This window comes from Niallia sp. Sow4_A1, from assembly GCF_052116745.1.
In the GTDB taxonomy this organism is placed as follows: Bacteria; Bacillota; Bacilli; order Bacillales; family Cytobacillaceae; genus Niallia; species Niallia hominis.
On record NZ_JBQKKM010000013.1, the window covers coordinates 90,351 to 110,868 of the forward strand.

At 33.7% G+C, this 20,518-nt stretch carries 19 protein-coding genes; 6 read left to right on the forward strand and 13 right to left on the reverse strand.

Annotation, left to right across the window (positions count from 1 at the left end; genetic code table 11):
* Positions 1-41: 41 nt before the first annotated feature.
* From mntA to ACTQ5K_RS09610, 3 genes are read left to right on the forward strand one after another with little or no spacing between them, the layout of a single operon-like run.
* Positions 42-452 carry a type VII toxin-antitoxin system MntA family adenylyltransferase antitoxin gene (gene mntA, locus ACTQ5K_RS09600; RefSeq protein ID WP_031539829.1) on the forward strand — a complete coding sequence of 137 codons (411 nt, stop codon included), beginning with the start codon at positions 42-44 and terminating at the stop codon, positions 450-452.
* Positions 445-858 (forward strand): type VII toxin-antitoxin system HepT family RNase toxin, encoded by a 414-nt coding sequence (hepT, locus tag ACTQ5K_RS09605; protein WP_031539830.1) that lies wholly within the window; start codon positions 445-447, stop codon positions 856-858. Before mntA ends, hepT begins: the two co-directional genes overlap by 8 nt.
* 3 nt (positions 859-861) lie before the next feature.
* The gene (locus ACTQ5K_RS09610) at positions 862-990 is read left to right on the forward strand and encodes a hypothetical protein (protein WP_269320395.1); all 129 of its coding nucleotides are present in this window, start codon (positions 862-864) and stop codon (positions 988-990) included.
* Positions 991-1,161: 171 nt separating this feature from the next.
* On the opposite strand, the gene ACTQ5K_RS09615 is transcribed toward ACTQ5K_RS09610, so the two are convergent.
* Together ACTQ5K_RS09615 and ACTQ5K_RS09620 are read right to left on the reverse strand one after the other, a co-directional pair.
* A complete protein-coding gene (locus ACTQ5K_RS09615) occupies positions 1,162-1,560 on the reverse strand; it encodes a type II toxin-antitoxin system death-on-curing family toxin (RefSeq protein ID WP_441993839.1) in 399 nt (132 codons plus the stop codon).
* 4 nt (positions 1,561-1,564) lie between these two features.
* Entirely contained in the window at positions 1,565-1,831 is a 267-nt protein-coding gene (locus ACTQ5K_RS09620; RefSeq protein ID WP_051641024.1) for an AbrB/MazE/SpoVT family DNA-binding domain-containing protein, read from the reverse strand.
* Positions 1,832-3,167: 1,336 nt separating this feature from the next.
* Between ACTQ5K_RS09620 and ACTQ5K_RS09625 the strand changes: the two genes are divergently transcribed.
* Together ACTQ5K_RS09625 and ACTQ5K_RS09630 are read left to right on the forward strand one after the other, a co-directional pair.
* A complete protein-coding gene (locus ACTQ5K_RS09625) occupies positions 3,168-4,130 on the forward strand; it encodes an HD domain-containing protein (protein ID WP_441993840.1) in 963 nt (320 codons plus the stop codon).
* A 367-nt stretch (positions 4,131-4,497) separates the two neighbouring features.
* A complete protein-coding gene (locus ACTQ5K_RS09630) occupies positions 4,498-5,094 on the forward strand; it encodes a hypothetical protein (protein WP_441993841.1) in 597 nt (198 codons plus the stop codon).
* Between the two features lie 245 nt (positions 5,095-5,339).
* Here ACTQ5K_RS09630 and ACTQ5K_RS09635 read toward each other — a convergent pair whose 3' ends face one another.
* Both ACTQ5K_RS09635 and ACTQ5K_RS09640 read right to left on the reverse strand, forming a co-directional pair.
* Positions 5,340-5,738, reverse strand: a complete 399-nt coding sequence (locus ACTQ5K_RS09635) for a hypothetical protein (protein WP_048717659.1) — start codon at positions 5,736-5,738, stop codon at positions 5,340-5,342.
* Complete coding sequence (locus ACTQ5K_RS09640) at positions 5,735-5,947, reverse strand: helix-turn-helix transcriptional regulator (protein ID WP_441993850.1); 213 nt, start codon at positions 5,945-5,947, stop codon at positions 5,735-5,737. The genes ACTQ5K_RS09635 and ACTQ5K_RS09640 overlap by 4 nt, the downstream gene beginning before the upstream one ends.
* Before the next feature lie 269 nt (positions 5,948-6,216).
* Here ACTQ5K_RS09640 and ACTQ5K_RS09645 point away from each other — a divergent pair, with 269 nt between their 5' ends.
* A complete protein-coding gene (locus ACTQ5K_RS09645; RefSeq protein ID WP_031539842.1) occupies positions 6,217-6,522 on the forward strand; it encodes a DUF4359 domain-containing protein in 306 nt (101 codons plus the stop codon).
* 60 nt (positions 6,523-6,582) lie between these two features.
* On the opposite strand, the gene ACTQ5K_RS09650 is transcribed toward ACTQ5K_RS09645, so the two are convergent.
* From ACTQ5K_RS09650 to ACTQ5K_RS09690, 9 genes are all read right to left on the reverse strand, one after another.
* The gene (locus ACTQ5K_RS09650) at positions 6,583-7,185 is read right to left on the reverse strand and encodes a hypothetical protein (protein WP_441993842.1); all 603 of its coding nucleotides are present in this window, start codon (positions 7,183-7,185) and stop codon (positions 6,583-6,585) included.
* Positions 7,186-7,196: 11 nt separating this feature from the next.
* Positions 7,197-9,191: a serine/threonine-protein kinase gene (locus tag ACTQ5K_RS09655; RefSeq protein ID WP_031539440.1), complete on the reverse strand. Its 1,995-nt coding sequence runs from the start codon at positions 9,189-9,191 to the stop codon at positions 7,197-7,199.
* A gap of 16 nt (positions 9,192-9,207) precedes the next feature.
* Positions 9,208-9,972 (reverse strand): PP2C family protein-serine/threonine phosphatase, encoded by a 765-nt coding sequence (locus ACTQ5K_RS09660; protein WP_441993843.1) that lies wholly within the window; start codon positions 9,970-9,972, stop codon positions 9,208-9,210.
* Positions 9,973-9,986: 14 nt separating this feature from the next.
* Positions 9,987-10,670, reverse strand: a complete 684-nt coding sequence (locus ACTQ5K_RS09665) for an FHA domain-containing protein (RefSeq protein ID WP_048717653.1) — start codon at positions 10,668-10,670, stop codon at positions 9,987-9,989.
* A 12-nt stretch (positions 10,671-10,682) separates the two neighbouring features.
* On the reverse strand, positions 10,683-13,010 hold the full coding sequence (locus ACTQ5K_RS09670) for an FHA domain-containing protein (protein WP_441993844.1): 2,328 nt from the start codon (positions 13,008-13,010) through the stop codon (positions 10,683-10,685).
* 72 nt (positions 13,011-13,082) lie between these two features.
* Positions 13,083-14,150 carry a leucine-rich repeat domain-containing protein gene (locus tag ACTQ5K_RS09675; protein WP_035416691.1) on the reverse strand — a complete coding sequence of 356 codons (1,068 nt, stop codon included), beginning with the start codon at positions 14,148-14,150 and terminating at the stop codon, positions 13,083-13,085.
* A gap of 89 nt (positions 14,151-14,239) precedes the next feature.
* Complete coding sequence (locus ACTQ5K_RS09680; protein WP_441993845.1) at positions 14,240-16,915, reverse strand: InlB B-repeat-containing protein; 2,676 nt, start codon at positions 16,913-16,915, stop codon at positions 14,240-14,242.
* Between the two features lie 1,012 nt (positions 16,916-17,927).
* Positions 17,928-18,500: a transposase gene (locus ACTQ5K_RS09685; protein ID WP_441993846.1), complete on the reverse strand. Its 573-nt coding sequence runs from the start codon at positions 18,498-18,500 to the stop codon at positions 17,928-17,930.
* Positions 18,500-20,035: a YifB family Mg chelatase-like AAA ATPase gene (locus ACTQ5K_RS09690; protein WP_441993847.1), complete on the reverse strand. Its 1,536-nt coding sequence runs from the start codon at positions 20,033-20,035 to the stop codon at positions 18,500-18,502. Before ACTQ5K_RS09690 ends, ACTQ5K_RS09685 begins: the two co-directional genes overlap by 1 nt.
* Positions 20,036-20,518 lie beyond the last annotated feature (483 nt).

Below are 20,518 nucleotides of genomic sequence, written 5' to 3' on the forward strand. Positions count from 1 at the left end.
TCCTTATAAGCTTTATAATATGAGAAAGGACGGTGATAAGCATGCTAAAAGAAGAATTACAAAAGAAGTTAGTTGATAAAATCATTCTAGACACAAACCCAGCTTTCGTCATTCTATTTGGTTCATTCGCTAAAGGCACGACATATGATGCAAGTGATATCGATCTTGCTTATTTCAGTGACAAGAAGCTATCATCTTATGAACGTTTTATGCTAGCTTCTGAGCTTGCTGCAATTGCCGGTCGGGAAGTCGATTTAGTCGACATTAAACAAATCGATACAGTATTTACAATGCAGATTTTTGAGCAAGGCAATCCGATTTATATACATGACGAGAACGAATTTACACGCCAAAAAATGCGTGCTTATAGCATGTATGCTACGTTAAGTGAGCAGCGTGCTACAATTATTAGTGCGATCAAAGAAAGAGGGAGCGTATTCGGCAATGAATGATGTTATTTTAAATAAAGCGACGACAATTGAACGTTGTGTTAAACGTATTCATGAAGTGTACGAGGACAATCCTGCAAACTTAACGGACTTTACAAAACAGGATAGTATCATTTTAAATATTCAACGTGCTTGTGAGGCGAGCATCGATTTAGCGATGCATATTATCAGTAAACGCAAGCTTGGAGTACCAAAAGCGAGTCGTGAAGCATTTAAATTGATACTAAATGCTGGATTAATTGAAAAAAGCTTAGCAAATACATTGATGAATATGGTCGGATTCCGAAATATTGCTGTACATGACTACCAGACGTTAGAGCTAGATATATTAGAGGCGATTCTAGAAAAACACATTAATGATTTTATAGTTTTTACGAAAGTGATTTTACAATTGGAGGAGAATCATTAATTCATGGTCACAGTGACTACACCAGAGGATGAGGAGAAATTTGCACTTTCCCCTCTACCATCTCAACCTTGCAAAATGTCTAAATGGAAAACAGCGAAAGTACGGTCCGACTATCACCTCTCTGTCGATTGATATTCCGTTCCAAATGAATATCAATCGACAAGTCAAAGTGAAACATACCTGTGAAACAAGATTTTTCGGGGCGTCACTGTGACCTCAAGAAACAGGATCTATATTCAAGGTGCGATAGTTGAGTAATTAAGATAAAAGGTATACGCAAACATAAACATTTACGTATACCTTTTATCTTTCTTTTGCATGTTTCTCAATCCATTTAGCAACTTCCTGAATATCCATCGGTGGTTTTGTTGCCACCAATTCTACAGTAAAGTCCTCTGCCTCTTTCTGAGGGGCAACGAACTGATAGCTGTTTACCCATAAAAATTGCTTCATTGCAGCAAACGCAGTTCTTTTGTTTGCATTATGGAAAGCATGGTTTTGGGCAATGCTGCTGTATAATGCGGCAGCTTTTAACCAGATGGTAGGATAAGCTTCTTCACCAAAAGCACTTTGTTTTGGCCGGTTGATGGCACTATCCAATAGTGCTGTGTCCTTAACCCCCATTTGCTCTCCAGAACTGTATCTTTTAATTAACATAGCATTGATGAGGATGAGTTCTTTTTGATGTAAATACCTGACCATTTATTTAACGATCCACCAAATTTTTGAGCGTCTGATCGTAGTTTTCGAATAACTCCTGCATACCATCAAGGAAATCCTGGTCAATACCATCTAACGCATCGTAATTCAGTTTCTTTTGTCGTTTAAAGGATACGGTACCATCCTTCTCAAGCTGTAGCTTGATTTCATCGCCCTGTTTCACCTTCAGATGATCAAGCACTTCTTGTGGTAATGTGATACCAAGGCTATTGCCGATACGTACAATTTTACGTTCCACATTAGTCACCGCCATTTTGTTCTCCTCCTTATTATATGCAAGCATCTTACCGTTTATACAATTATTACGTAATACTGTTATAACGTAATAATATACTAATTGAAAGTACATGTATAGTGAGTTGTTTTAAGTAAACATAAACGTGTACCTTTATTTGTTTGGTGCACTTCATCTAATTAGCGTAAGAACCATTTCTACTTGACGGTTACAATTGTCTACTTTTTAAATCTTGGTTCGCCATTGGAAAAGGAAAAACGCCAACACCCCCCAATATCCAACTACTACTTCAATTTATCATTCACACAATCTTATTCTCTATCAATCTTCAACATATTTCGGGGCGTCCCTGTGCAGCGAGCCCCTATTAGTACACATGTATAAATTCGGGGAAAAGTAACCATACCTTTATTTAGAGCATTTTTTGGTTCGGCGCTTATCTTCTTTTTTTGATTCTTTAATTTGAATTAATAAGCTTTTAAAATAAACAGCAGTTTCTCTGATTTTTCTAGTACGATTTGAATATACAAGGTAGTATATAAAAAAATTGTAAATAATAAAATGAAATAATTTTCGGTCCCACTTGAATATATTGCCCAAACCAAGCAGCAAGCAACACCATTAAAAATCAACAACCAACCACCCTTACACCATTCAGTTGCTATTTCAGTTCATCACACTCACACAATCTAACTCTCTATCAATCTTCGACAAATTCCGAGGCGTCCCTGTGACCAAGAATCTATCCCCCTCCCATGAAACATAATTTTTTATGGCATCTCTGTTTCCATAAATTTGTTATAATTATAAACAGTCAGTCATTTCAGAATTCTACAGTAATTCCGCGTTTTCGTGATAAATATTCATATACTAGCAATAGGAATGGAGGTTTAATGAGAATGAGCATTTTCATCGTAACGGTTGTAGGTGTACTAGGCATTGCTGGCTTTCTTGCTTATAATGCATTTTTTCACTATAGTGAAAAGATGGAAAAGGATAAGTCAAAGGACTAATTAATATAAAAGTCCAAAATCACTTGTTTTAGTTCTGCTTATATTTTCAATGAATCACAAGCTAAATAGAATTCCGTCATCTTAAATTTAAACCTCTCCATTTTTTGCTTTCAAAAAGTCGATAGCTTGTTCTATCGACTTTATAAACTTGAAGTTTTATAACTGCTTTCTGTATAACATCTTGTTCTTCTAAATGAGTTCATGAGCGTGTTAAAAAGGAAACATGATACAAAAGGTTTTAATATTCTTATAATTAACTTGCCCTTCCGCAAAGGGCACCAAGATTATTCATATCTACTAAATAAGATACCAATAATTTTTTTCTCAAGGGGGATTTGATTATGCTAGAAAATTATAGCTATATAAACGAACCATTATATCCAGAAGTTGAATTAAATGAATGGGAAGTTGAACTTTTTAATACGAGTTATGTAAGAAGATTAAAGCAATTATCCCATTTTGGGGCAGGCTCGCTGATATCACCTGTAGTCCATTCTAGGTATGAACATACGATAGGTGTTTGGAAATTGACAGCTTCCTTTTTTCCTAATGATAACTTAGCTAGAGCTGCTGCTATTTTACACGACATTGGCCATTTACCTTTCTCCCATTCAGTTGAAAGAACGTTAGGATTTAATCATCATGAACTGACTGAAAAATACGTGAAAGATTGGGAAATAGAAAGTATATTGAATAAGATTAATCTTACTTCTTTAGAAGTGATACACTTTTTAAACTCACAAAATCAACTCACAGGAACGGATGAGATAATAGGGCTGGATCACTTAGACAGTTTTTTTAGGGATACTTATATGAATGGAGGAATAGATAGACTCCCCAAAGATGTATTGAGTTCTATTAATTGTTCCAAAAAAGGAGTAATAGCTGATTATGAAACAGCTCTTTACATAATGGAATTGGCCTTAATGGATCATGAATTATTTCTATCTCCCCTTTTATTAGCTGCTGATCGAATACTTGCAGAAGCAATAAGTCTACATTTTGAGGGTACCGTTGATTCTGCTATTGCTTTTTTAACTGATTATGAGTTACTAAACATCTTGAACCATTCGAATAATCTTATTGTAAAAGAATTAATGAATCTATTAATACATTTTCCTGGAAAAATTAATATTCAATCATCCATTACTGGCAATGGGATTAGCTTCGGGGTGAGAAAAGTCTACAATAAAACGCCTATGGTGACTGATGGGAAAAAATTGAATGAAGATGTGAAAGGAAAAGAATTACTGGCGAAAATAGGCGAGCTTAAGAAAGAGTATGAATTGATTATTGAAAGATAAAAGCACTATGGCACTTCTGAGTCATTAATATGATTCAGATTGAATTGAATGTTAACTTTTTATTTAGCAGAACAATGAAGATAAGGGTATAAAGATTTATTTAAGGAACCTAGAATGGGTATGAACAAGAAAATACAGTTAGAATTAGGGTCTTTCTTTTTCCATGAATCAATTTTTTAGCGGCTTATAACTACAGTACTTTTCCCGTTTCTGCGTCCATGTCCCTTCATAATAATCTAGTAAAAATAATTAATATTCATAAAACAAGTACTGTGGAATGCTTCCTTATAATATTGATAGCTACTCCAAGGATAGTATTCTGCCAGCTTAACCATTCTATAAAATGATTAACAGGAAAGGAGGATTTATGCAATTCATTATAGCGAACGCCATTTATTTCCTACTATGTATCTCTGTCTTTATTCTTCAGAAGGAAAAAAATCCAATTCTTTTTATGAAGCTAACATTCCTATACATTATTACATTTGTTTCATTTAAAACAGATTCTATTACTATACCAATAGGAATAATACTGGGAGTAATCTTTTTATTCCTAGTAAAGAAAGAGAAAAAAATAATGCTTCTAACAGTAATTTTTGGGATGCTAACGAACACCGTGCTTCATTTTTTTATTCCCCCCATTCCGATAGACTATATCACTGAATCTAGGGAAGTTTATGAATTGGTGGAGAAGTTTAATGATGTAGAGTATGTTAAAACATTCTTAGAAACAGACACAATACAATTAGATATTAAAGAATTTGTAGATAGAGATTTTGATATTCCCTATTTCATGCTCGTTTCTTATATCCTTATAGATACTGATAATGCAGTTAATGGAAGAGAAGAACTTATGTCATCTCCCCATGAGAGGCATATATTAGGAACAAAAATAAAAAACGACGGAACATACAGAAGAAATATATTTGAATTATCATGGAATAGATTATATCGGTCTCTTTGAATACGAAAAAGAGGAACCCTATTTAAAAGTAGTAGTTAGAGGTAATATGAAGCATAGATTAGTAGAGTAGATGACGCAATATTTTAAGGGCGCTAATTCAAGAAGGATTAGCGCCTAATCGATTAACTTTTTATATCGTTTATTTTTCCATCGGCAATCCCACAGATATCTTCCTGTGACTGTGAAACAGGATTTTTCGGTGTATCTCTAGAGTTGGGACAAGGAACCTGACCCCCATGTCCCTGCTAACGGTACTTTCTTGAAACCACGAACTCCGTAATGGGAAGTGTTACAAACGCAAGTCCGATAACAATCACAAGTGGAAGATTTTTTATATCATTCATTGCCGTTACTTGCTCAGTTAAAATTAATACAAGCACCATTAATACAAGTAACAGATAATAACTAATTTTTGAACTTAATAGTGTAATATGTTTTTCTAATTCATCTTTTTTCCCTTCATGTTTCCCTTCCATTTCTCCCCAAGTCAAGGAATGGAATAAAAATCCAATCCCTAAAAACAAATAAAAGATTGTTGTTGCGTTAATTTCATCTTTTGCAATCCATTCATAAATACCAAACCCACCGATAGAAGTAATTAAAACTAGAGAACAAATTAAACTAACCTTTTTTACAGTTGTCACTTTTCTTCATTCCTTTCGTATTTAAAAATAAATAATGCTTCAAGAGGAATACCTAAAACATTAGACAAAGTAAATGCCAGCTGTAAACTAGGGTCGTACTTTTTATTCTCAATGGCATTAATGGTTTGTCTTGAAACACTACATCTTTTAGCAAGTTCTTCTTGAGACAAACCCTTCATCTTCCTTTGAAATTGAATATTATTTTCCAAGATATCACCCACAAATATGTAAAGAACGTTTGACATTATAATAACATTAATTGGAATAAAGTCAAACATGTTTTACAAATCACCTATTAAAAAGCAGGATTAACCCTGCATTATTTAATACCAATAGAATCTCATTAATTCCAGACAAACACTTTCGAATTGAACAAGAATAATCATACATAATACCATATTGAAACTATTTTTGTGTGGTAGCTGACACCTAAAAACGCTATAATAAATTAGTAGAAACTTACAAAGGAGGTGAAGATTTGAAAAAAAAATTATCTTTGATTATCGTAATTGCAATCATCCTATTAATGGCTTTCACTAATCCTACAAAAGCAGAGTATGTTGACTGGGCTTCGAATAAATTGAATGAGGCAGTTGGAGAGGACAATACTTTAGCAAGCATAGGAATTGAACTATTTGGCAATAGTGTTATTTCTAGTACGACAAATAAAAAAAGCTTTCTCATTGGTTCTCTATTCACTACTACCTATGAAGAACAGGAAGTAAAGGTGATCGGAATATTCGGTAACTTTATACCAATTTCCAATAGCTTTGACTCATTATAATTTTTGGGGAAAATACATAAAAATATGGAGCATAATTTGCTCCATATTTTAAAATTTCATTCATTTTATTGACTCAGTTTTCAATATTTCTGTTGGCTCTATTCTATCTTCCAACAAATTATTCTCTACTTCCCTTATTGTTTCTCCATTTGGTTCTTCCAATAACACAGTTTCTTCTATCCCATTCATCGACCTATGCTGTTTTTCACTACCCTTGATTGTCGTCTCTTTGCTGCTACTTTCAACTTGAATGTCCTCTATGATTATTGTTTCATCAACAGCCTGTAATGGTACTTCTGTACCAGTGTTAGCTTCATAAATAGGATCATGTAATACAGCCTGATCTTCTGCAACTGGCATATCATGAGATTTATTTAGTATATTTTCCTTATTACTACTATCCTCATTTTCTCTCATTAACTTTGACTTCTTCATATTTTTACTGATACCATTATTCCATCGTTTTGATTTATTTTTTTCTGTATCAAATTTCATCGTCTTGGTACTATTCATATCCATTGTTTCTATAGGAATGTTAGCTTCATATTCATATACCGTTTCATCTGCAGCAGTTTTTTTAAATAAATGAAGAAATAGTAGAATAATAGATACTATACTTCCGATTATGCCTATTATAACCATAATTATCCCTTTTGATATCAATGAGCCTCCTCCTATTCAATCCAATTTTTATCCTTCAATTCATTAATCAAATTAACTAACGGCTTCATTTCTGGAGTTGCTTCACCTTCAGGACTATATTTCAAAGCTAGATTATAATTTTCAACTACTTTACTAAAGTCTCGTTCGTCTTCTTCTTTTATATTTTCCATATTTGCATAAAGCAAAGCAAGTTGAGAATAACAAGTATATTCAGTAGGATATTTTTCCTTCATTAACAGTAAAGTTTTCTCGCTATCTTCTAATCTATTCATAGTCTGATAAATAATAGCAATATTTCTGTATAAATATGGACGTTCGTACCCGTTGTCTAACAATTGAGTAAACCTTTGAATCGATTTTTCAAAAAAGGAAGTATTATTATTTTCATATAGTGCTTTTTCATAATATGCTTCTGCAAGCATTTCAATGATTAAGAGATCATTGTTACCTTCTGATTTATCTAGTCCACTCTCTAAAGTTTTTATCCTTTTATCAATTGCTGTATCTTTTAGTAGCTCTTTATTATTTTTATATAGTTTAGCAATTTCTAGTGTGCTTTTTGTTTTTATATATGGATCATTACCTTCTTCCAACACTTTTTCAAAGGCATGTAGTGCATCTTCCACCTTTCCTTCTGCACCTGAAATTTCACCGGTTAGATACCATGTCACTTCCTCATCTAAGTTCAACTTCTCCATCTTTTCCAAAATATCCATTGCTTGTGCTGGTTGTCCATTTTTCGCTAATGAAACAGCTAAATCCCTTTGATACAAAGTATATTCTGGAGAAAGTGTACTAGCTTTTTGCAAATACTCAATTGCTTTATCAAAATCTTCGGTTTCAAAATAAGCGGAACCAATATAATAATATATTTCCGATTCTATGCTCTTATCTTCTTTTATTAATGGTAAGATTTTCTGAGCATAGTTAATCGAATCACTATATTTTCCTTGAACATATAGATTCTTTACTAACCCTTTATAAGCATCTGATTCTTCAGGAAGTTTTTCTATGGCTTTTTTAAAAGCTTTCTCTGCTTCTGCAAATTGATATGCATCAATTGCTTTATTTCCTTCTTTTATCATAACGTTGTATTCGTCAAATTGAGATGCCTTTATTTCTGAGAATCCTCCAAAAGTAAGCAGAACAAAAAAGCAGAGGCTACTTACTAAACTTAATGATATAAATAATCTTTTTCTTCTTTCTAATTTATAGGCTGAAGACAATTTGTCGATATTGTTTAAATCAGATAATAATTCTTTTGCTGATTGATATCTATCATTAGGATTGGGACGAAGTGTCTTAATTAATATTTCCTCTAATCCCTCTGAAAAGGAAGGATTAATTTGTCTAATAGGCTTAAATTCAAATATATCCGCAGGACCTAATCCTGTAACTAGATGATATAGGGTTACACCTAGACTATAAATATCTGATCGTTCATCCGTTTGTGCTTTTCCTCTTTGTTCTGGGGCAGCATAACCATCTGTACCTAGTTTTTGTGTATCTGTACTAGACTCCTCTTTATATTCTCGAGCAATCCCAAAGTCAATTACTTTAATCGAACCATCTGGCACTCTCATTAAGTTAGATGGTTTCATATCTCGATAGATAATTGGATTCGGTCTATATTCATGTAAGTATATATAAACTTCACAAATTTGCTTTGCCCATTCAACTACATCTCTTTCAGGAATTCTGCCAAGTGCTTTTAATTCTTTATCTAAAGAAACACCTTCCACATAATCTAAGACAATATATAAATAATGCTCATTCTCAATGATGTCAAATATCCGAGGCAGGGATGGATGGTTTAGTTTTTTCATAATATTTGGCTCGGCCAACAAATCAATAGATTGATTCAAATTTTTATTGACCTGCTTGATTGCCCATAATGTACCAAGTTTTATATTTTGAGCCTTATAGACTGTTCCCATTCCACCTTTTCCCAGTATGCTCAAAATAGAATATTTTCCGTCAAATGTTTGTCCGACCTCTAAATTCATATCCTCAACTCCAGACTTACATCACTTGTACTGCAATTAACGTTACATTATCATTACTATTATTCTTTAATGCTTTTTGAACAGACTGATAACATAATTCATTAAAGTCATCAGTAGTATTTGTAAAAATATCTAGTAAAGTATCTTCAGAAATAAAATTATATAAACCATCCGTACATATAATATATATATCTTTTGGCAAAGCTTTTTTTGTTTGCATAAAAGGTATTATTTGGTCCCTAGCACCAATAGCACGTGTTAATACATGCTTAAATTTATGATTATCTAATTCTTCCGCATTAATTTTGTTTTCCATAAATTCCATCCAAGCAACTGTATGAATTTCAGAAACACAGGAAATTTTCTTATCTCTTATTCTTAATATTTTTGTATCTCCTACATTACTAATAATGATTTTTCCAGAAAATATATGAAGGAGAGCTAAGGTTGTTGCCATAACAGCATTCCGCTTTTTTCCTTCCTCATATACATAACTATTAATTTGTTCGTATTTTTTCTTCATTAATAATGAGACATATTCAGGGGAATTGTCCGTATTAGAATCCAATTCCCTTTTTATGGCATCTACTGTTAACTTACTAGCTTGTTTTCCAAATTGATGTCCTCCAGCCCCATCAGCAACCGCAAAGGAAGCCACATTTTGATTAATATGAATTAAATACGAGTCCTGATTTTCTATACGAATCCCTCTATTGGTACAAAACCCAAATTTAACAAAAGGATTTAGTACTTCTGTTTCTTCTAAGGAATGATTAGGCACGTATCTTACCTCCATTATTTGATTACTAGTTGTGTTTTTCCAAGCTGAAATGGCTTTTGTAGAGCTATTTCTTTTTGTCCCTTTAAGGCTATATTGTCAATAAATGTACCATTTTTACTGTTTAAATCGACTAGGAAATATTTATCTGACTTTTTATAGATTAGGGCATGGATTCTTCCAATAAAGTTATCACTTGTTATTGTTAGATCACTATTTTCCGGATCTCTTCCAATAACAATTACCTCCTCTTCATTCCATTTATACAATTCTAAGTCATCAGCTTTTTTATATTCTATTGTGCGAATTACTTTTTTATCTATATAATTCGGCACTTCAGCCAATATCATTGTTTCATCTACAGAATATTGTTCCTTTAATTGAGCTTTTTCTTGAGTAGTGAAATTAGAAATCCCTCCTAATACTTCTGTTTTATCATTCATGCCTTCATTTAAGTTCTCGTTTTGCATTTTCCATTCAGGTTTTTGTTCCTTCTTTGAACCTAGTACTTCTGTTTTAGAATACTCATCCGCCACGTTTTCCTGTACCATTTGTTTATAAACAGGAGAGGAATTAGATGCCTTAGTGGTATCTACTTTAATGACATCATTTCGCTTTTTATTTTTTGTAATAATAATAAATAACATAATATTGATGAGAACTATTGCACCAACAATTATATAAATAATCTCCATACCCATTTCATTTACCTCCTAGGCTTTTTTCTTTTCTTTTAATAGGATTAAGCACAATAATATAGAAATAATGGAAATACCCAGGAGAATCCCCCAGTTTTGATATAGCAATGCTAAACTGTGATCATAGTAGTCTGGTAAGTCCCTTGGCGGAACAGCTACTTTCGTCTCTATTTCCATCGGTACACCATTTAAATCAAAAGAGATACTCAATGCTCTTGCTGCCCACTTACTAAGAATGAAGTTAGAGAAAAATTCAGTAATTCCTTTTAATTCAAATACTAAACCGTTAAATATTAGTTGAGGAATAAGAATAATTGGAGCAAGCCCCATTGCACGATCTGAATTTGCAACAATACAAGAAATGACTAAACCAAAAGCGCTCGAAGCAACTACAGTTAGGAAAAAAGTGATGATGACTTCAAGCACTAAGCTTCCAATCAAATCAGTAGATGGAAAATCAGTAACCAATTTAAGAATAAGAACAAATAAAATGGACTGAATGAAGCCCAATACACCCAATACAGTCATCTTAGATAAAATATATGGCGCTAATTTTAAATTGACTGTCCTTTCTCTTAGAAAAATAACCTTTTCTTTGGTAATTTCTTGAATAGAATTTAAAAGACCTACCCACACAGCCGAAGATGCAGCAGTAAAAATTATTTGTTTCGAAGACTCATAAAAGAAAAAAGAATCTCGTTCACTAACTTGTCCTAGAAGGAGCGCTATGATAGGTGCTTGAATAATCAAAAATAAGAACCGCTGTCTATCAATTAAAGTAAGTTTCATGTATCTGGAACAAAGAATGCCAAATTGTTTCACAGAACTCCTACTAGGTCCCTTTTCTTTGGTATGTTTTGTCACCTTTTTTCCTTTTAAAGATTGATAATAGGAATAATGCTGCGATTTCACAAATTTATCCTGCCAGAATTCTGATTCATTATTAATCAAATCATATATATCTGTATAGTCAGTTACATTAAAAAACTCCTGTGCCCCACTTGGCGGTCCAAAATAACAAAGTCTTCCACCATATCCTAGAAAAACAACCTTATCACACAGATGTAAATTTGCTGTAGCATGCGTAATCAGAATAACAGTTTTCCCCATATTAGAAAGCTTTCGAAGTAATCGCATCATATTCCGTTCCATTCCTGGATCTAACCCAGAAGTTGGTTCATCTAGGAAAAATAACTTTGGATCTGCTAATAGTTCTACAGCTATACTCGCTCTTTTTCTTTGCCCACCACTTAGTTGGCTAATAACTAACTCTTCTCTGCCTGTCAATTCGACATCTGCTATTACTTCCTTTACCTTTTGCTCAATTTCCTGGTCATTAGAATCCTCGGGCATTCTTAATTTAGCTGCATATGTTAACATTTGATGTACTGTAAGAGAATCATAAACAATATCCTGTTGAGGGACGTATCCCATTATATTTTTATATGCATTAAAATTCGCATAAAAATCATCCCCATTAACAAGAACTGTTCCCTCCGTTGCTGGCCGGAATCCATTGATTGTATCCATAAAAGTTGATTTTCCAGCACCACTTCCACCAATTAAAGCAACTAGTTCACCTGGTTTAATGCTTATACTAATATGATCAAGTATCTTTTTCTCTTTTTTTTCACTAAAAAAGCCCGCATTTGAATCTTTTACAACCTTGCTAATATCGATTGCATCCAATTGTAATCCTTGAACATTCGAATTATAGATTATTTTATTTTGTTGAACGACAAACTTTGTTTGGCCAATATAAATAGTATCCATAACATTTAGTTTTGTGGCACTTTTCACTTGTTTTCCATTTACAAATGTACCATTCGTACTATTTAGATCCTTAATATACCATTCGTTCTTCTCTTGGTAGATTTCAGCATGCATTCTTGAAACTAGACTATGAGAAATCGTAATATCATTTGTACTTTCTCTACCTATGATGATATTCTTTTTATCTTTTAAAAATATATTATTCCATTTTTCTACACTATCCGTCTTTAATTCTGTATATAAAATTAAAATTCCCTGGTTATGAGGATCATCCGGATTATCAATACGTATTTGCATATCCTTTTCAAGCTTTTTTTCTTTCACTTTTTCTTTATCTATTAAAATCCCATTTGTACTGTTTAAATCCCTAATTTCACAAACCCCATCTTGAACCGAAATTTCTGCATGTTGGGAGGAGACAATAGTAGAGTTTACGATAATATCATTTTTAGCGGAGCGTCCAATCAAAATCTTTTTTTGGCTATTCAAATCAAATTCATACGTACTTACCAATTCATCATTTATATAAATATTTAAGATACCTTTATTGGCTGAAACTGAACTAGACATAAAAACTCCCTTTTAGTTTTTTATATGGAAAAGAACGTGAGAATAATTTCTATTCTCACGGTTATCCTATTCTTATTTTCTTTTTGAATGTAAAAACATATAAAACAGGATGATAGATTGAAGGATTACGATCCCAAATAATATATATACTAAAATATTATTTGTAGATGATTCCCCGTTATTTTCTTCTGAAGATTTTTCTTCATCAGCTAAAGTAAAATCCTTTTTATCAAGTGTTTCGTAGACAGCCTCAACAGGTGTATAATCTTTAATATTATTTCCCGATAAATATAGATTTTCTAATTCGGATAAATCCTCCAGCGCTTCGATTTCCTTAATATTATTGTTCTTTAGTTGTAGTGTCTTTAATTTTGTTAAGGCTCTAAGGCTATCTAACTCTTTTACCTTCCCATCATTTATTTCCACTACTTCTAATTCAGATAAAGCTCCAATTGGTTTAATTAATACAATCGGATTTTCCGAAGCACCAAGTACTTTTAATTTTGTTGCATTTGTTAATGCATTTAAATCAGCGATATCATTATCCTCAATATGTAAAACTTCTAAATTCACTAATTGTTGAATTGGAGATAAATCCTCTATATTATTGTGAGAGATATCAAGATTCATTAAGTTAATGAGATCCTTTAATCCATTGATAACTTCAATCTGATTATCACTTATTTTCAGTACTTTTAATTTTTTTAATGATTTTAAATCTTCTATTTTTTCAATTTGGTTATCGCTTAAGAATAGACGCTCTAGTTTGTCTAAATCCTTTAACGACTCAATATTTTTCACTTCATTGTTCGATAAATATAGAATCTTTAAATTATCCAGCTCTTTTAATGGCGTTAGATTCGAAATATTATTATCTCCTAGTCTTAATTCCTCTAAGTTCTGAATCTCTTCAATACCTTCTAATGTTGTAATATTGTTATTGGTTGCATCTAGTTCCGTTAAATCTTTCACATCACTTTTAAGAATGTCACCACTTGGTTTATCTATCTCACTTCTTACTGCTGATTCTAAATTTTTATCTTTAAATGTGACTGTATCTTCTGCAGCTAGAATAGTTGTCCTTGTGAAGAATAGTGTGATAAGTAAAATTATCATACTAGCCATTATCTTTTTATGCATTCTTTTAAACTCCTTGTATTTAATAATTAGAATAAAGAGTATCGCAAAAGTATCATACCTTTGCGACACCCCATTTACTATATTTGTGATTATTCCATAGACTGAGAACTTATTTGATTTATAGTCGTGAGAATACCATTATTAATTTCAAATACATTCCAATATTCCCCTTCACCGCTAGTTGGAATATTAAATACCTTAATAAGGTTTCCGTCTTTGTAAAGTTCTACCTTTGCTCCACTTTTAACTAAAGGTGCGTCTAGAGAATAATTGTTTACAAAAAATCTATATACACCATCTACTTGTTTAAATGAGGTGATTGTTTCAGGACCATATCCATTTACATCATCCACATCTAGTTCCGCATATTTAACACCATTCTCTTCATAAATTTCATTATTATAAAAAATATGGAAGCGTTCGGTCGAATTTAATTTTGGTCCAGTTAAATGTGCATCTAAGTCACTCGGCAAGTCATTCCAAGATAATACAACCACAAAATCACTTATCTCTGTTTCAAAAGGCATAATGGATTCATTCTTCTTGACGACTGTTCCTGTTTCCACAACAACATTGATAAATTTAGTTGTATATTCATTTAAAGATATCTCCATCGTATATTCACCTGGAAAAATATTTGCAAACGAATAATTACCGTCATTATTTGTTTTGGTAACTAGAATTGGATTACTCGAATGATTATCAAGTCCAGTTCTTAATTTAACATTTACCTCTGGAACTTCTTTTCCAGTTTTTGCATTACTAATCATGCCTATAATACTACCGTACTGTACAAAAACGGCCTTTATATGTTTATTGCTATTCATCTTAACACTTAGCTTTGTAGATTGACCTGCATTCACTCCATCTACTTCCCAATGATCAAATCCCCACCCGTCCGCAGCATTGGCAGTAAGTTCCACAAGGGAATCTTGTTCATATTTATTATTGCTAACCGCTTTTCCAATACTTCCTTGGCCAGCAACAGATGTTTCCAATGTATAATACTTAGGTTCTTTTGGAGTTTCGTTATCAACCGGTATTATTACTGGTTCTTCTTTTGGTTCGTCCTCTTGTGGTTCATCTTCTTTTGGTTCATCTTCTGGTTGCTTTTCTTCTATTTCAACAAATACTGCTTTAATTTGCTTAGAACCATTCATTTTCACTTTAGTATCACGTTGATTACCAGAAATGGATCCTTCCCAATGATCAAATTCCCACCCCGCAGCTGGCGTTGCAGTAATTTCAACAGTTGTCCCTTCTTTAATGCTAGTACTATCGGAGGAAGTCTTAATTGTTCCCTCGCCTTTTTTCGTTAAGTTCAATGTATAATATTTAGGTTTCTGTTTAAATTTAGCTTTAATGGACTTATCATTATCCATCACAATGGAAACTTCAGCAGAATTCGTTTTAATCGTTGAATCCCATCCTACGAATTCCCATCCTTCATCAGCGACTGCTTTTAGAAGAACCGAGTCTCCTTCTTTAAAAGTAGTTCCAGTAGGACTACTTATAATAGAACCTTGTCCCTCTACCAGCTTTGTAAGGGTATAGTTGTTGTCTTCTACTTGGAGCTTTATCTTAAATTCTTTTCCATCAATTTTAGCTATAATAGTAGATTCACCATTTTCATTTGAAACAAAGGTATTCTCCGCTCCACTTGCTTTGGCAAGTGTTCCGGTGCCCTCTTCTATGTACCACACTGGATTTATAGCCATTTCTTTGCCATCAGCATCTTTTCCTATTGCTTTTAATCCAATTTCTTGTCCAATTGTTGTTTTATTTTTGGTTGCAATCACTTCTAAACTCTCAAGAACATGTTCTTGGATAGAAATAGCAACTGTTTTCTTGATAGAACCAATTTGTGCAGTTACAGTCTCCTGTCCAGCTTTTTTAGCAAGAAGTGTATTTACATCACTTTCTTTTTCTGATAGTTCCGCCAATTCATCTTTACCTAAAGACCACTTTGCGTGAACTACAATACTTTGTTCAACCTTTACATCCTCAGTATTTTGAACGGAATCGCCATTTTTTGAAGTTTCTTCCGTTGAATTAGCATCAGTAGTTATATTCTCTACCTCATCCTTTTCAACTGTTTCCTCTGAAGTATCTTTCGTAGAGTCAGTAGTATCATTACTTGCAGGCTGATTATCACTTTCTTCATTCGATTCATTAGCATTCTGTTCTTTTTCTTTTTCTTGTTCTTTTTCTTTAGAAGAATTATCATTTTGCTTTGTATATAATACTTTTAATTCAGCGGTTTTTCCTATTTGTACCTTGTCTCTATCAGAAACTAGAATTAAATCTTCATCTATTTCTTTTAATTGTTCCTTAATCTTGCTATCATTAGTCACTCCAAATCCCTCATCTAGAGATTCAATCGCTCCTAATATATCTTCTTGCATTAGTTTTACATCGCTTAACTCCAAGTAGAGACTAGCAGATTTAGGAACAATTTTAATTCCCGCTACCAATACTTCTACTGCCTTAACATGCTTTTCTAATGCCACATAAGATTTTGCTATACCAATACGAGCTTCTGTGTTCTTGGGATCGATATCCAACACTTGTTCATATGCTATAATTGCTTCTTCATATTTTTGCTCTTCATAAAACTTATTACCAATTTTCAACTGTTCATCAATTGTTCTAGCATTAACAACTTGTACAGTAAAATAAGTACCTAAAGATATTATTAATAATAATAAAGCCAGTACAAGTATAGTAATCTTTTTCTTGTTCCTTACATTTTCGGTCCTATTCAACTTTTAAATATCCCCCTCTTCCTAAAATAGGTCTAATCAACCAGCAAAAATTTGATAAACATTCCAAAAGAATCATTTTATTAGTTAATTTTCCCATATTAATACTACCATAATTTATCAATTCAAAAAACAAAATTTTAATTATTATCTACTTCCTTCCATTTTTATAAGGATACTTTCTCTCTGTGGCAAATTAAGATGGGAATCATAAAACCTCTCTATATAGGGTATCTAGCACCTATTATTTAATAAAAATATCAATAAGAAAGCCTGATTGAGGAAATACGAGGAAATACTATTTGTGAAATTCAGTGTTATAGTAATTGGCGAAACGTTTATTGATCAGTGCCATTTAAAACGGGTACTTTGAACTAATTGTAAATGGAAGTGATTATACATGAGGCAATAAGAGGAGATTTCAAAGGGGTACTTTCCATAGAGTTGTGTTAGGATAGGAAGAAAGGCTTGAAAATCTGATATTCTGAAACAGGTTGTTACGTTGATTTTCCTTGGAAATAATGTCATAAAAAGGCTCTGGTATATGCACTATTTTCTTAAAGGCATTATGTCTCACTCGAAATCTTCATTTAAGTATCCTACGCCCAACATCTTAAGGTCATCACAATCTACCACTCCAATATTCTACAGAACAATCAATTTTCCTACCAAAATAAAAAAAGAAAACACCATAATTGCTGTACTTCTTCTTTAACAAATTCCAACTGAAATCACAACAAAGTCCCCTCTGAAACAAGATTATTCGAGGCGTCGCTGTGACCAAGAGTTTACGTAATCTGTTGGAGTTTACTATCCATGGGAAACGAATTGGCGCTATGTGATACATTTATTGGAGAAGATTAGTAAAAAATATGACAAGCGTGGTAAAATCACCTTGCCGTAATCCTTCCACAAAGAAATCTTTCTATGATTATCCCCCCTTTCCTAAACCGAAAAAAACACCTCCAATATCCAACTACTATTTCAGTTTATCACTCCTCATTCTAATTTTCTATCAATCTTCGACATATTTCGGGTCGTCCCTGTGACCAAGAAGACTACAGTACTTTTCCCGTTTCTGTGTCAATGATCCTTCATAATAATCTAGTAAAAAATTCACATTCATAAAACAAGGTACTGTAGAATGCTTATCCTTATAATATTGATAGCTACTCCAAGGATAGTATTCTGCCAGCTTAACCATCCTCGCCTCAACTGGGTTAAGGTGTATATAACGGCTAACTTTTAACATTCCTTCTTTGTCGTCAATTCTTTTGTCATAAAATCGTTTTTCAAAGACATGGCCTGTTAAACGGTATTTGGTGTTATAGTAATTGGCATAACGTTTATTGATTAGTGCCATTAGCTTTGAAATGGGTACTTCCCTAGAACGTAATTGTAAATGGAAATGATTGTTCATAAGGCAATAGGAGGCGATTTCAAAGGGGTACTTTTCGTAGAGTTGTGTTAGGATATGAAGAAATGCTTGAAAATCACTGGCATTCCGAAACAAAGGGTCACGTCGATTTCCTCTGGAAACAATATGATAAAATCGCTCTGGTGTATACACTCGTTTCTTATAGGGCATTATTTCTCCCTCGCAATCGTCGTTTGTTTATTCTGCCCCCAGCGTCTTAAGGTCATCGCTTCCCAAATGGCTTGATCAGCTATTCTTTCTTCCCCTGCTAAATCAGAAATGGTCCTTGCGAGTCTGATAATTTTTATCTGAACACGGTTGCTCCAGTTTTGCTTAGAAGAAATTTGGGTGAGTGTCTTTTTCTGTTCTGTTGTCAAGGCACTCGTTTCCACCAAAATGTCAAACGGAACCTTCGCATTGGATACTTCTTGTTGATACCGTTCATACTGGCGCACGCGCGCTTTTTCCACTCTTTTACGAATATCATTAGAAGATTCTTGCGTCGTGGAGGACCGGTTAACATTAACTGACTGTAAGGATAAAAGGATGTCCATTCGGTCATAGATAGGACCGGACAACCGATTTCGGTAGGCTTGAATTTGCTTTTGGGAACAGGTGCAATAATGATGAAGAGAACCGAGGTATCCACATGGACAAGGGTTCATAGCACCTATTAGGATAAAAGAAGCTGGATACGTCACTGTAGAATGCGCTCTGCTAATGGTTACTTCACCTGTTTCGAGTGGTTGACGGAGCATATCAAGCGTTTTTTTGGAGAATTCTGCAATCTCATCGAGAAAAAGAATCCCATGGTGAGCCATCGAAATTTCACCTGGTCGCGGGTTCGATCCACCACCAATAATGGCGACAGCAGAAGCAGAATGGTGGGGATGTCTGAAAGGAACAGATGGAACATGGATGCGTTTTTCACGAGCAAGCTGATACAAACTCATCACTTCGAGTTGTGCTTGATTTGTTAATGAAGGTAGGATGGAAGGAAAAGATTCAGCTAACAAGCTCTTTCCACAACCAGGAGGACCATTCATCAGCAAATTATGCTCACCAGCTGCAGCAATTTCTAATGCTCTTTTTGCTTTCTCATGTCCAATCACATGACAGAAGTCCTTTTGATGTGTGGCAATCTCTGGTGTTAGATGATTCTCTGAGGAAAAAGAAGGTTGAGACAGCATGCTTTCTTGCCCTTCCAAATGCTGAACGACTTCCTCGATATGAGACACAACTATACATTCAATATCCTGTAGCATATGGAGTGGCAGCACCGAATCATAAGGTAAATACACTCGTTTGATCCCAAGTCCCCTTGCCGCAATAACTGCAGGTAGTATCCCTTCTCCACTCACAACCGAACCATCAAGGGATAATGCCCCAATGAACGCCGTATCTGTGGGAATCTCACGCTTCACCTCCCCCAGTTCCTTCAAAGCAGCAATTGCGATAGCCAGATCAAATAGCGAACCATTTTTCTTTTGATCAGGCGGAGATAGATTCACAACTACCTTCTTATCCGTCACATCCAAATCAAAATGAGCAATCGACGCCAACACCCTCTCTCGAGACTCCTTAACAGAAGCATCAGGCAACCCAACAATCACCATAGATTCCGTGTCCTGCGATATCCGCACCTCCACCTGAACACGGTAGCCCTCTAATCCTTTCAAACCAATACTTGAAACCTTTACGGTCATACAAAACCCTCCAAACTATTTCGTTTTATAGTCGATGAATGAAAATAATTGAGAAAGAAACAATTCAAGAAAGAATAAAATAGGAAGATAAATCAATCGAGGTTAAAATAGAAGGAATTCTTTTTAGAACAAGAACAACTAACAGAGGGAAAGATATAATCTACCACTTCAATATTCTACAAAATAATCAAATTTCCTGCCAAAAATGAAAATAAAAAGAAAGAAGACAACAATATAACTGCTGTACTTCTCTTTGACAAATTCCATCGGCAATCCCACAAAACACTCTTGTAAAACTTTCCTGTGAAACAAGATTATTCGGGATTTCACTGTGACCTAAACTTTTCTACAATAGTCATTGAGTCAACCTAAATTTATATATCTCTTTATTAACTACCGAGATCTCATTACTCTGGCTAAATTTAATTTGTTTTTGTTGAATGTTCTTGGAAAATTCCCATAATAACCAATGTCTTTTTTTGC